The organism is Bacillus sp. FJAT-27251 (assembly GCF_001273925.1).
Lineage (GTDB): Bacteria > Bacillota > Bacilli > Bacillales > Cytobacillaceae > Mesobacillus_B.
Window position 1 is genome coordinate 4,594,102 of the sequence record NZ_LIGG01000001.1, and the last position, 13,596, is coordinate 4,607,697.

The following is a 13,596-nucleotide window of genomic DNA, read 5'->3' on the forward strand; positions in this document are numbered from 1 at the left end:
CTAAGGTACTGCCACACATCTTTCTCGCTTAGCTAAGTAGGTGGCAATTTTTTTATTCTTGCAGGCTGCAGCAAGGAGATCCTGTTCACTTGCATTCTTTAATCTCCGCAACCGGCAGCGAAGCCCATGCAGCTCTTTTGAATCTACGAAGCTTCGCTCGATTTTTTTCCTTCCTATACCTATAAAGTTTTTTCCTGATTTTGGATAGGCAATTTACCCTTACCTTCCCCTTAAACTCCTCCCAATACATGTCGAGTTATAACTTTTTCCCTATTCTTTGATCGTGAACATTGGGAAAGTAATGGGCAGCTTGTATATTTTTTACATCGGATTTATATCCTCTATAACCCTCTCGGGTTGTTGTTCTGTAAGTTAGTTCCTGGTTTTGGGGCAAATATATAAATTTCGTTCTTTGTCATATGTAAATTTCCATTTAGGGAATAAACCCAGTGGAAGAATGAAACCTTGTATGTGCAATTATCCCAAAATATGACGATCAGAAAGACCTTTACAGATAGGACAGGTGAGGTAGCCCGAATCTGCGCCACAGCTTCAACTTTAAAGCTAAACCGTTCGACCTGACGGCCCAACCGATTTAATTGTGGAACTGAATCAACAACAGGAAATGTTTTGTAATCTTGACCATAGGAACACTGACATGAAGTTCAACATTATTAGGGATGACTTTGTAACACCAGGTAACGTCCATGAAATCACGAGAAATAGTAGAATTATGCGAGACTGAATCATGAAACTTTAACCCTAAAAACCAGCGGTAAGCAATGTTCATTTTTATTTCTCTTTCCAGTTTCCTTTGGGAGTGGATGACTCTTTCATAATGCACGGTTGATTGGAGCGGAAGGCGCGAAGACTCCTGCGGGAGTACGGGGCAGGAGAGACCCCGCAGGCGCCTCAGCGCCGAGGAGGCTCGCCGGCACGCCCGCGGAAAGCGAAGCGCCTGGAGCGCAAATCAACAACTCTTTTTAAAAAGCCACGACTAAATTAACAAGATAACGCGGTGAATTATTAAAGTGAAAGACAAAATAAAATGGCTGCCGAGGTTTCTCGACAGCCTGAGCATTGAACAAGCAATGCTTTTCCGGTGTTCCTTAGTATATTGGTGTTGTCTCTTTGGAGATGTTTTCAAGGATTTCTTTAACCCTGGCAAGGAAACGGCCGCAGACAAGCCCATCAAGAACCCGATGGTCAAGGGATAGACAAAGGTTGACCATGTCTCTTACCGCTATCATGCCATTGTTCATGACGACTGGGCGCTTGACGATCGACTCGACCTGCAGGATGGCCGCCTGCGGATAATTAATGATGCCCATCGACTGGACAGAGCCAAAGGACCCGGTATTGTTCACGGTAAATGTACCGCCCTGCATATCATCGGGACGGAGTTTGCCCCCCCTCACTTTATCTGCCAGTTCGGCAATTTCACGGGCAATGCCTTTAATCGTCTTTTCGTCAGCATTTTTAATGACAGGCACAAATAACGCGTCGTCCGTAGCGACCGCAATGGAGATATTGATATCTTTCTTTTGGACGATGGTCTCACCGGCCCACATGGAATTGATTTGCGGGAACTCTTTCAGTGCCTGGGCAACAGCTTTAACAAAGAAAGCGAAGAAAGTGAGATTGAATCCTTCTTTGGCTTTAAACTGGTCCTTCAGGCTATTCCGGTAGTCAACAAGGCTTGTGGCATCGACTTCAACCATTGTCCAGGCATGTGGGATTTCGTGCTTGCTGCGGAGCATATTCGCGGCGATTGCCTTGCGGATGCCTGTTAAAGGAACCTCCACATCACCCGTACCCAGTGGAACTGGCGCTTGGGAAGCAGCGGCAGGAGCCTGGGCCCCGGCTTGTTTTGCAGAAACAGCTTCCTTCGTTTCCGCTGCTGGAGCTGGAGATACTTTTTCACCAGGCTCCGGCAACCCATTTTCAATTGCTTTTTGAACATCTTTCCTGGTAATCCGTCCGCCGGCGCCAGTTCCCTTGATACGTGACAAGTCAATTCCGTGCTCCTGGGACAGCTTTAGGACCGCCGGTGAGAATCTTGCTTTATTTCCGCCTGTATCGGATTTCGGAGTACCAGCAGGTGTTCCACCCGTTGCAGATGACGGAACTTCAGAGCTCCCTGTACTGTCCTCCGTTTGTTTTTCAGCTTCACCAGCACCTTCGGCCTCGATGGTCAAAATCACTTCGCCCACAGAAAGTGTGTCACCTTCCGCGGCAATTAATTCCTTGATGGTTCCGGTAAAGGAAGAAGGAATTTCGGCGTTTACTTTATCCGTCATAACCTCTGCAAGAGGATCGTACTTATTTACTTTGTCCCCTGCGGACACCAGCCACTTGCTGATCGTCCCTTCTGTAACGCTCTCGCCGAGCTGGGGCATTTTAATTTGTTCGATTGGCAATGGTAGCTCCTCCTCTCTTTAAAATTCTGCAAGCTCCCTCATCGCTTGCTCTACCTTATCCGGATTAACCATGAAGAATTTTTCCATCGTTGGCGCGTATGGCATTGCCGGAACATCCGGACCTGCAAGGCGCTTGATTGGTGCATCCAGTTCAAACAGGCAGTTTTCCGCAATAATGGCTGATACTTCGCTCATAATGCTTCCTTCTTTGTTATCCTCCGTCAGCAGCAATACCTTTCCAGTCTTGGAAGCCGCTTCAATAATGGCTTCCTTATCAAGAGGATAAACGGTTCTAAGGTCCAGGATATGCGCGGATATCCCGTCTTTTGCAAGGCGTTCCGCAGCCTGCAGGGCAAAATGGACACAAAGCCCATATGTAATGACCGTGATATCTTCTCCGTTTCGTTTTACATCTGCTTTGCCAATCGGAAGGACATAATCATCATCCGGCACTTCCCCTTTTATTAAGCGGTATGCACGCTTATGTTCAAAAAACAGCACCGGGTCCTCGTCCCGGATGGCTGCCTTCAATAAACCCTTCACATCATAAGGGGTGGATGGCATGACGATTTTCAAGCCAGGCTGATTGGCAAATACGGCTTCAACGGACTGTGAGTGGTACAAGGCTCCATGGATGCCTCCCCMGTATGGCGCCCGTATGACAATTGGACAGCTCCAGTCGTTATTTGACCGATAGCGGATCCTCGCCGCTTCCGATATGATTTGGTTTACAGCTGGCATGATGAAATCGGCAAATTGCATTTCGGCAATAGGACGCATGCCATACATTGCGGCACCAATGCCCACTCCGGCAATGGCCGATTCGGCAAGCGGAGTATCAATCACTCTCTCTTCGCCAAATTGTTCATACAGTCCCTGGGTTGCTTTAAACACCCCGCCCTTTTTTCCAACATCCTCACCGAGAACGAAAACCTTGGAATCGCGTTCCATTTCTTCCCTGAGTGCCATTGTCACAGCATCAATATAAGAAATTACCGGCATAATCCTTCCCCCTTACTCTTCTGCATAGACATATTTTAATGCCTGCTCCGGGTCAGCATATGGAGCTTTTTCGGCATATTCAGTCGCTTCGTTGACAATTTCCATAATCTTGTCATTAATGGCTTTTTCCTTTTCATCATCCATAATGCCGTTTTCTTTTAAATAGAGGGCAAATGTGATGATCGGGTCATTGTTCTTTGCTTCCGCCACTTCGTCACGCGCACGATAACTGCGGTCGTCATCATCGGAGGAGTGCGGAGTCAGGCGGTAGGAGACTGTCTCGATCAGTGAAGGTCCCTCTCCCCTTCTTCCCCGATCAGCTGCTTCCTTGACGGCCTGGTAGACCTCCAGCGGATCATTGCCGTCCACTGTTACTCCCGGCATTCCGTAACCGATTGCCCGGTCGGAAACTTTCTCGCATGCCAGCTGTTTCTCAATTGGAACAGAGATGGCATACTTGTTATTCTCACACATGAAAATGACAGGAAGTTTATGCACGCCTGCGAAATTGGCTCCTTCATGGAAGTCTCCCTGGTTGGAGGACCCTTCTCCGAATGTAACAAAGGTCACCAGGTCCTTCCCTTCCATTCTGCCCGCCAGAGCCACGCCAACAGCATGGGGAACCTGGGTTGTAACCGGCGAGGAACCGGTGACGATTCGATTCTTCTTTTGCCCAAAGTGGCCCGGCATTTGCCGCCCTCCTGAATTAGGGTCTTCTGCTTTGGCGAATCCGGAAAGCATCAAATCCCGCGCCGTCATCCCGAAGGTAAGGACAACGCCCATGTCCCTGTAATAAGGAAGGACATAGTCCTTTTCACGGTCAAGGGCGAATGCCGCCCCCACCTGAGCCGCTTCCTGCCCCTGGCAGGAAATGACGAAAGGAATCTTCCCGGCGCGGTTCAACAGCCACATGCGCTCGTCAATCCGCCTCGCGAGAAGCATCGTTTCATACATTTCCAGCACTTGATCATCACTTAAGCCAAGTTTATGGTGGCGATTTTCAGCCATGTTTTTACCTCCCAATATTGAAATTTGGTCATTGCCACAGTACTCTCCGACAGGCTGATCATGAATGGATTGCTTTGCCGTCCACAGCCAGGGCGGCTTCGCCGATGGCCTCGGACAAGGTTGGGTGCGGATGGATGGTGCGGGCAACTTCCCACGAAGCCGCATCAAGCACCATGGCCAGCCCTGCTTCCGAAATCATGTCAGTAACGTGCGGGCCAATCATATGTACACCAAGGATATCATCTGTATCTTTATCACCTACGATTTTGACGAAGCCGTCAGACTCTCCGAAAACAAGAGCCTTCCCTATCGCCCTGAAAGAGAATTTGCCCGTCTTGACATTGAAGCCCTTTTCTTTGGCCTCATCTTCTGTCAGCCCCACACTTGCCGCTTCCGGTGAACTGTAGATGCATTTGGAGATGAGGTTGTAATCTATAGGGTCAGGGTTTTGTCCCGCTATATGCTCGACCGCGCAAAGGCCTTCATGTGAAGCCACATGTGCCAGCTGCAAGCCTCCAATGCAGTCGCCAATCGCATAGATATGTGATTCTTTTGTCTGGTAAAACTCGTTAACATCAATAAATCCTTTTTCTACCCTGATTTCGGTATTTTCCAGGCCAATTCCTTCGACATTTGCCTGGCGCCCGACAGAAACGAGCAGCTTTTCTGCCCTGAACTCTTTTTGGCTTCCTTTTACCTCGGCTGAAATGACGACCTCGCTGCCTGTTTCCAAGGTCTCCGGCAGTACTTTCGCACCTGTCACAATTTTAATTCCTTTTTTCTTCATCAATCGCTGCATTTCCCGGCTGATTTCCCGGTCTTCGGTGGGAATGATCCGGTCTGCGTATTCAATCACCGTGACGTCGACACCGAAATCGGACATCATCGATGCCCATTCGATGCCAATGACTCCTCCGCCAACTATAAGGATGGAGCCTGGAAGCTGTTCCAGCTCCAATGCTTCATCGGATGAGACAACTTTATGGCCATCCACCTCAAGTCCTGGAAGGGTTCTTGGTCTGGAACCAGTCGCGATGATGACATTTTTGGGAATCAGCATTTCATTTTCGCTGCCATCCTTCATTTCAACAGAAATCGTTCCCGGCATTGGTGAAAAAATGGAAGGTCCGAGGATTCTGCCTGTTCCTTCGTATACATCAATTTTCCCTTGCTTCATGAGATGCTGGACACCTTTATGAAGCTGGTCAACGATTTTGCTTTTTCTTTCCTGTACTTTGGCAAAGTCAATCTTTACTTCTCCGGTTGTTACGCCAAATTCATCGCTCCGCTTTGCCGTTGCAAACACTTCAGCACTTCGCAGAAGCGCTTTGCTTGGAATGCAGCCCTTATGCAGACAGGTGCCTCCCAGGCTGCTTTTCTCAACCACTGCCGTTTTCAGTCCCAGCTGTGCTGCCCTGATAGCCGCGACATATCCGCCCGTGCCGCCTCCCAATATCACCAAATCATATTCTTCGGCCATTCTATTTTCCTCCTATCATTGCTCCTGCCTTGGATAGTCTTTTGCTTCTTCCTCTCCCCGTAAAACGCGGAGAGCACCCTCTGCAAGGGCCTGCAGTTCGTTTTCTCCCGGGTGCACCAGCACATCGGCAATCCAATTGACCCGTTCCGTTATTTCCTCGACAAAGCCCTTCCCAAAAGCAAGCCCGCCTGTAAGAACAATCGCATCGACCTTTCCATGGAGAACCGTACTGGCCGAGCCGATTTCCTTTGCAACCTGGTAAGCCATGGCGGCATAAACAAGCCTGGCGTTTTCATTGCCTTTTTCAATCATTTTCTCTACCTGGACCGCATCATTTGTTCCCAGGTAGCCTACAAGGCCGCCCTGGCCAACAAGCTTCTTCATGATTTCCTCACGATAGTATTCGCCGGAATAACACAAGGCAACCAAATCCCCCACCGGAACCGTTCCGGCGCGCTCCGGGCTGAAAGGGCCATCTCCATGGAGGCCGTTATTGACATCGACGACTTTTCCCGCTTTATGGGCACCTATCGTAATTCCGCCTCCTAGATGGGTTATGATCAAATTCAATTCCTCATATTTCTTTCCCAGTTCTCTAGCAACCCTGCGCGCAACCGCCTTTTGATTCAAAGCATGAAAGATGCTCTTGCGCTCAATCAGCGGAAAACCGGAAATGCGGGCAATTGGAGCCAACTCGTCAACGACTACTGGGTCGACAATAAATGCCGGGATATTCAGGCCGCTGGCAATTTCATAGGCAAGGATGCCCCCAAGATTCGAGGCATGCTGCCCTGAATAACCGGAACGGAGATCCTCAAGCATCAGGCTGTTCACTTTATAGGTTCCGCCCTCAATCGGACGAAGCAATCCTCCCCGGCCGCAGACCGCATCCAATTTGGAAATATTGATGCCTTCTGTATCAAGGGTTTCCAATATCGTTTTTTTGCGGAATTCATATTGATTGATAATATTTTCAAATAACGCAATGGTATCGGCATCGTGCCTGATTGTCTTTTCCAAAACGGGGATTTCATTGTCAAACACGCCAATTTTGGTAGATGTTGAACCGGGATTGATAGCAAGAGTCCGATATTCCGAATGCTGCAAATTCTATACCTCCAGTTGGTAACAAACTCTTTTTAAGCCAAGAAAAATGGAGGCGCCGAATGGTCCATTCAGGCGCCTTTCCATCGCTCTGGCTCCTTATCTGCGGCTTAAGATATGATGGCCGTTCTGTAAAAATTGGCTGCGGGAATTACGCATTCTTTCAATCCGTTCCTCAGCCAGACGGTCTGCCGCTTTGTAAGTTGGGATTCCGTCCCTTTTGGCTATTTGAATGACTTTTTCGATGTTGGTGTAAATAGCTTCCACCTTCTTCAGAGCCCGCTCCTGATTATATCCGTAAAGCTCATCCGCTACATTGATCACCMCGCCGGCATTGATGACATAATCAGGAGCATAAACTATGCCCATTTCATGGATGGTATCGCCATGCTTTGAGTCCTTAAGCTGATTATTCGCTGACCCTGCAATCACCTTTGCCTTAAATTGCGGAATAGTTTCGTCGTTGATTACGGCGCCAAGGGCACATGGAGCATAAATATCGCAGTCCACACTATAGATCTCGTCCGGGTCCACAGCCTTGGCTCCGAATTCTTCAACTGCCTTTTGAACCGCTTCTTTATTAATATCTGTAACAATCAACTGGGCCCCCTCTTCGTGGAGATGGCGGCACAGAGTGTAAGCAACATTGCCTACGCCCTGCACGGCAATCACTTTGCCTTCAAGCGAATCGGTGCCGAATGCCTCTTTTGCAGCGGCTTTCATCCCGCGGTAAACCCCATAGGCCGTCACCGGAGATGGGTTTCCGGAAGATCCAAAAGCTGGGGAGATACCGGTAACATAATCTGTTTCCTCATGAATCAAATCCATGTCAGCGACAGTCGTACCAACATCCTCCGCTGTAATGTACCTTCCGTTCAATCCCTGGATATAGCGGCCGAAGGCCCTGAACATTTCTTCATTTTTATCCTTGCGGGGGTCGCCAATGATGACCGTTTTGCCTCCGCCAAGGTTTAAGCCTGCGGCTGCATTTTTATAAGTCATTCCCTTTGCGAGGCGGAGTGCATCTTCAATCGCATCTGCTTCCGAGGAGTAGGTCCACATCCTTGTACCACCAAGTGCAGGGCCGAGTGTCGTATCATGAATCGCGATAATTGCCTTCAGGCCGGATTGTTTATCCTGGCAAAAAACGAGCTGTTCATAGTCATATTTTTCAAGGTAAGCAAAGATTTCCATTTTGTGTTTTCCTCCCTAAATTATGTTGTTTCCCTAATTATTTTGATGCCGAAAGCGCCAGGGCAAGGGAATACAGTTTGCTTTCCGCGGAATCTGCCCTTGATGTGAGAACAATAGGCGCAGCGGCTCCGGCTATCACTGCCCCAACCTTTGCGCCGGCGAAATAGACAAGTGATTTATAAAGTATATTTCCTGCTTCAATGTTCGGCACAAGGAGAATATCAGCTTCTCCCGCCACTTCGCCCCCGATTCCCTTATGTTCTGCGGCAAGTGCCGAGACGGCATTATCCAAAGCCAGCGGGCCATCCACCACACAATTCTTAAACTGGCCCCTGCGATTCATCTGGGTCAAGGCTGCTGCATCAAGAGTAGCCTGCATGGCGGGGTTGACGGTTTCAACTGCTGCCAGCGGAGCAACTCTTGGGACTTCTATTCCCAGGGACCTTGCAACACCCACCGCATTGGAGATAATCTGAGCCTTTTCATCCAGTGTGGGGGTGATATTCATAGCCGCATCGGTGACAAAAATCAGCCTATTATAGCGGGGAACCTCAAAGGCAGCCACATGGGAAAGGACTTTTCCGGTTCTTAAGCCGTACTCTTTATTCAATACTGCTTTTAGGAACAGCGCTGTTGGGATATTCCCCTTCATCAGCACCCCGGCTTCCTTTGTTTGAACCGCTTTGACAGCATGCTCTGCTGCACTCTCCCTGGTTTCGCAGTCGATAATGGTGACTGTGCCGCCCTCAAGCAGGCCTGGAAACCCTTCTCGCATCAGCCGGGTTATTTCCTGCCTGTTTCCCATAAGCAGGAATTCGGCAAGGCCAAAATCAGCAGCAGCCGAAACGGCAGCCAATACTTCCGCATCATCAGCCGCAGCGACGGCTATTTTTCGCTTGCCAAGCGGGGTTGCATGATTGATCAGTAAATCGAAATTCATGAAGCTGTTTCAACCCTTTCAAAAAATCCAAAGTCTCATTCCCAATTATGCAAGAAGCGTGCCAACCAAAAACATTGTAACCGCTTTATTTATCTGAATTTTAATATGCAATTTTTTTCACATCGCGAAATTTATTGCATGCCATTTGTTTCAAGGCCGAGTTTTTCTAGTTTATAATAGAGAGCCCTTACTGAAATCCCAAGTGATTTAGCTGTCAGTGTTTTATTTCCATTGAATCTGGCAAGCGTGTCCCTGATAATGTTGGCTTCATGTCTGTTAAGCTGGGCAGAAAGAGTTTCCATTCGGGAATCATTCTGCTGCTTAATGCTAGGTCTTGCGGAGCCGACAACAAATTCGGGCAAATGGAAGTCCTCCACTTGTAGTTCGTGATAATTCATGAAGATAATCGCTCTCCCAAGGACATTTTCAAGCTCCCTGACATTGCCCGGCCAATCATACTGCATAAGCTTGCGGATTGCACTTGGGGATACCCCTTCCACTGTGCGGCCATAATCCTGGTTAATCTTGTGGATCAATCGTTCGCAAAGGAGAGGGATATCCTCCTTCCTCATCCTTAAGGGAGGGATATGGATGGGCATCCGATTCAGTCTGTAGTACAAGTCTTCCCTGAATGAACCATCCGCGATCGCTTTTTCAAGATTAATATTGGTAGCCGCAATTACCCTTACATTGATCGGGATTGCTTTTGTACCGCCGACCCTGACTATTTCCTTTTCCTGGAGCACCCGGAGAAGCTTGGCCTGGGTATTGGGAGGCAATTCGCCGATTTCATCGAGAAAAATGCTGCCATTGTTGGCTTCCTCAAAGAACCCCCGTTTTCCGCCTCTTTTCGCTCCCGAAAACGCGCCTTCCTCGTAGCCAAACAATTCACTTTCCAGTAGGGACTCGGTAATGGCAGCGCAGTTCACCCTGATAAACTTATTAAACTTCCTGTCGCTTTCATTATGTATCGCATGGGCAAATAACTCCTTGCCTGTACCGGATTCTCCTCTAAGCAGGACGGTTGCCGGCGTTTTTGCACCAAGGCGCGCCTGTTCGACCGCAATGTTCATTTCCTCCGACTTTCCAATGATATCTACAAATGTGTACTTGGCTTCCAATGTTCTGATAATTTGCCTGGCCCTGTTCAATTCCCTATTAAGACTCTGGATTTCAGACATATCGTGGATGACGCCTACGCTGCCCTTCAGCTTTCCATCGACAATGATAGGAGCCACATTGACTACTACTTCTTTTTTATTTGGCCCGACTCTCATTGCAACCCCGCGCACCGGCCTCCTTGTCTCCAGGACTTTCATATGCATGCTTTCTCCCTCGGAAATATCGGCGGTAGCCGGTTTTCCGATGACCTCCTCTTCCTTAAGGCCGGTAATGCGGCTGTAAGCCCGATTGATCAATAGTCCGCTGCCGTTCTCGTCCACTACGGAAATGGCTTCATCGCTTGATTGGATAATGGCTTCAAGCATGGTTTGGATTTCCTTCAGCTTCGTAATTTCGCCCGCGAGACGAACCATCTCGGTAAATTCTTTGAAAACAGCAAAAGCCCCGATCACCTGGTCATGTTCATCTATCATTGGAATCCGGGTAGTTATGATCTTGGTGCCGTTTTCCAGCAGGAATTCCTGATTGTTTTCAATCCTCCTGGTTTCCATGACATAAGGCAAGCGGCTAGAAGGAATGGCCTCATGAATCGAACGTCCCGTAACCTCCGCTCCCGATAAGCCGGTTATTTTCTCCGCTGTTGAGTTAAAGAGGGTTATGACACCACGTGCGTCGACAACAATCATGGCGTCCCCGGTGGAATTAAAAATCAAATCATGCTTGTACGTTTCATTCCTGAGCCGGCCAATCAATTCCTCCCTTTCTTCGACGAGTGTTGACAACATATAGGCAACACTGCCTGGAACCACAATTGTGCGGGGAGAGCGAGCCTGGACAATTCTTTTAAACACCTCATTGCTGCCGGTGACCTCTATGACCAAATCGAGTTCATCATTTAGAAATGGCAGCCAATGTGTACCTACAGGTATCCCGGCTTTCCTGGCAAGAACCATTCCTGGTGCCTGCTCATTTGTATCGACAACCCCTACAATAATGGCCGTTTCCCGGAGCATGCCCAGGATGGCGGTCCCGCCCTTTCCTGCTCCTACAATCAAAACCCTTTGCATAGAGTATCGCTCCCATTAAGAAAAAAAGTTCATGGATGATCCATTCAAGCCTGCAATCTATTTCACACTTATATTTTAACTTCTTTCCCCTGCCTTGACAAATCCCAGCATTGACTTATGATACGATTAAAGACATCTATACTGAAGGGATTTTACATGACAAGAATAATCGCACTCATCATCCTTCTTATTCCTGGGGCATTGGCTGCGTACGGCGTAAAGCTTATGCGTGACATGGTGTTCGGCATTTACCAGCCTCCCTTTACCATTCTCTGGCTACAGTTTATCGCCGGGTTGATTTTATTTTTAGCAGGACTTGCCTTTATCGCAGGTTTCATTCTCCATCGCGACCGGAAACGGAATAAGGTACAAGCGCGATTCCGGCTGCAAGACAAAGAGGAATCATAAAAGACCGTGAAACCCGTTCACGGTCTTTTATACATCGCTTTCCTTAGCTCGGCAGCCTTCGCCGGCTGATCAGTAATAATAGCGGTGCAGCCTGCATGCATAAGCCTTTTCATTTCCGACTCTTTATTTACTGTATATGGGCGTACGGCAATGTTCTGTTGAAGGGACTGCCTGATAATCTCCTCATGGGCGGCACGATAATGGGGATGAAAACCTCCCGCCTTGATGGAACTTGCATAAATCCATGGCATATAAAGCCCTTCAGCCAATATCGGGGCGGTTTCTATTTCTGGCGCGATGCTGACAGCATGCACAATGCTGTAATGGTTAAAGGAGGAAAGAATGATCCGGTCCTGAAGTCCATATTGCCTTATCAGCCCGATGACTTTTTCTTCTATGCCCTTGTACCGAAAGACTCCTGTTTTCAGCTCAACATTGCAGATCAGTGAATTTCCCGACAGCCATGCAAACACTTCCTCCAGAAATGGAATGCGCTCTTTTCTCCCGGGAGATTTATGCAATGCGCCAGCATCCAGATTCCTGATGTCGGAAGCCGAAAAATCTTTTACAAACCCTTTTCCGTCCGTTGTCCTGTCGACCTTTTCATCATGGATCACAACAACCTCACCATCTTTGGTCATTTGGACATCAAGTTCCAGTCCCTCGGCACCTGCCTTGGCTCCTTCCATGAAGGCAAGCATGGTATTCTCGGGAAAATTGGCAGAGTAGCCGCGGTGTGCAAAAATAAGAGTCATCAAAACCACATCCTAACAGAGAGGTATTTTTCTGATCTGAAAAAAATAATAAAGAAACATCCTTCCTGATATGCACGCCGCTCATAGGAAGGATGTTTCTTTATTATATTAAAAGGAATATAAATGCTGCAAAAAATTCGGATTAATTTTTACCCTTTCAAGAAGCCTTATGCTCCAGGCGCAGCTTGTCAGCCACCATGGCGATGAACTCGGAGTTTGTCGGCTTAGCCTTTGACATGCTGACAGTGTAGCCGAACAAGGAGGATATGGAATCAATATTGCCGCGGCTCCAGGCTACTTCAATTGCGTGGCGGATCGCCCGTTCCACTCTGCTTGCCGTTGTATTGTATTTCTTTGCGATATCGGGATACAAAACCTTGGTAATCGACCCAAGCAGTTCAATATCATTGTATACCATGGAAATGGCTTCCCTTAGATAAAGGTATCCCTTAATATGTGCAGGCACACCAATTTCGTGAATAATGCTCGTAATGCTCGCATCAAGGTTTTTCGGTTTCTGCTCGCCCGACACACGATAACCCGGAGAGGAAGACTTGCGGACCGCTGCCCTTGATTTGCCGCTGACCTGGCGGATATGGCTGCCCAAATTATGCATATCAAATGGCTTCAGGATAAAGTAGGACGCCCCAAGCTCCACTGCATTCTTTGTAACATCCTCCTGCCCGAAAGCCGTTAGCATGATCACGTTTGGGAGCACATTTTTATCCAGTTCCCTTAGCTTTTCCAGAACTGCAAGACCATCCAGATGAGGCATGATGATATCTAAAAGCAGGACATCCGGATCGGTATCCTTAAGCATCTCGAGACAGTCCTGGCCATTATAGGCTACTCCGGCCACTTCCATATCTTCCTGTGAAGAGACGTACTCTTCAAGCAGCCCTACCAACTCTCTATTGTCATCCACTATACAAACCTTTATCTTATTCACTAAGGTTCCTCCTCTGTACATATAAGGTCTCTAGTCCAGTCATCTCTGTTATCTATTCTAAATGACTAATTCGACAATGCAACAGGAAATCCTTTTATTTTTTATTTTTTCTTATAAAAGTGACTTATTCTATTTTATCCTTCGTTT

The 13,596-nt window shown here is 47.9% G+C and carries 11 protein-coding genes and 2 pseudogenes; 1 reads left to right on the forward strand and 12 read right to left on the reverse strand.

The annotated features are described in order from the left end of the window. From ADU22_RS25330 to ADU22_RS21760, 10 genes and pseudogenes are all read right to left on the reverse strand, one after another. Positions 1 to 620 (reverse strand): annotated as a pseudogene (locus ADU22_RS25330) (transposase); the annotation flags it as partial. Between the two features lie 107 nt (positions 621 to 727). Beyond that, positions 728 to 844, reverse strand: a pseudogene (locus ADU22_RS25660) (transposase); the annotation flags it as partial. Between the two features lie 265 nt (positions 845 to 1,109). Further along, positions 1,110 to 2,420, reverse strand: a complete 1,311-nt coding sequence (locus ADU22_RS21725; RefSeq protein WP_053364038.1) for a dihydrolipoamide acetyltransferase family protein — start codon at positions 2,418 to 2,420, stop codon at positions 1,110 to 1,112. Between the two features lie 18 nt (positions 2,421 to 2,438). Beyond that, positions 2,439 to 3,422, reverse strand: coding sequence for an alpha-ketoacid dehydrogenase subunit beta (locus tag ADU22_RS21730; RefSeq protein WP_053364039.1), 984 nt, complete (start codon positions 3,420 to 3,422; stop codon positions 2,439 to 2,441). A gap of 12 nt (positions 3,423 to 3,434) precedes the next feature. Continuing rightward, positions 3,435 to 4,430: a thiamine pyrophosphate-dependent dehydrogenase E1 component subunit alpha gene (locus tag ADU22_RS21735; RefSeq protein ID WP_053364040.1), complete on the reverse strand. Its 996-nt coding sequence runs from the start codon at positions 4,428 to 4,430 to the stop codon at positions 3,435 to 3,437. Between the two features lie 58 nt (positions 4,431 to 4,488). Beyond that, on the reverse strand, positions 4,489 to 5,910 hold the full coding sequence (lpdA, locus tag ADU22_RS21740; RefSeq protein WP_053364041.1) for a dihydrolipoyl dehydrogenase: 1,422 nt from the start codon (positions 5,908 to 5,910) through the stop codon (positions 4,489 to 4,491). A gap of 15 nt (positions 5,911 to 5,925) precedes the next feature. Then, a complete protein-coding gene (gene buk, locus ADU22_RS21745) occupies positions 5,926 to 7,017 on the reverse strand; it encodes a butyrate kinase (RefSeq protein ID WP_053364042.1) in 1,092 nt (363 codons plus the stop codon). 96 nt (positions 7,018 to 7,113) lie between these two features. Beyond that, a complete protein-coding gene (gene bcd, locus ADU22_RS21750) occupies positions 7,114 to 8,208 on the reverse strand; it encodes a branched-chain amino acid dehydrogenase (protein ID WP_053364043.1) in 1,095 nt (364 codons plus the stop codon). A 37-nt stretch (positions 8,209 to 8,245) separates the two neighbouring features. Then, positions 8,246 to 9,148, reverse strand: coding sequence for a phosphate butyryltransferase (gene yqiS / locus ADU22_RS21755; RefSeq protein WP_053364044.1), 903 nt, complete (start codon positions 9,146 to 9,148; stop codon positions 8,246 to 8,248). 131 nt (positions 9,149 to 9,279) lie between these two features. Beyond that, positions 9,280 to 11,337: a sigma-54-dependent Fis family transcriptional regulator gene (locus ADU22_RS21760; protein ID WP_053364045.1), complete on the reverse strand. Its 2,058-nt coding sequence runs from the start codon at positions 11,335 to 11,337 to the stop codon at positions 9,280 to 9,282. A 156-nt stretch (positions 11,338 to 11,493) separates the two neighbouring features. Here ADU22_RS21760 and ADU22_RS21765 point away from each other — a divergent pair, with 156 nt between their 5' ends. Next, on the forward strand, positions 11,494 to 11,745 hold the full coding sequence (locus tag ADU22_RS21765) for a DUF2627 domain-containing protein (protein WP_053364046.1): 252 nt from the start codon (positions 11,494 to 11,496) through the stop codon (positions 11,743 to 11,745). A 17-nt stretch (positions 11,746 to 11,762) separates the two neighbouring features. Here the strand turns inward: ADU22_RS21765 and ADU22_RS21770 are convergent, their stop codons facing one another. Beyond that, a complete protein-coding gene (locus ADU22_RS21770; protein WP_053364047.1) occupies positions 11,763 to 12,500 on the reverse strand; it encodes a glycerophosphodiester phosphodiesterase in 738 nt (245 codons plus the stop codon). Positions 12,501 to 12,657: 157 nt separating this feature from the next. After that, a complete protein-coding gene (spo0A, locus tag ADU22_RS21775) occupies positions 12,658 to 13,449 on the reverse strand; it encodes a sporulation transcription factor Spo0A (RefSeq protein ID WP_046526396.1) in 792 nt (263 codons plus the stop codon). Between the last annotated feature and the right edge of the window lie 147 nt (positions 13,450 to 13,596).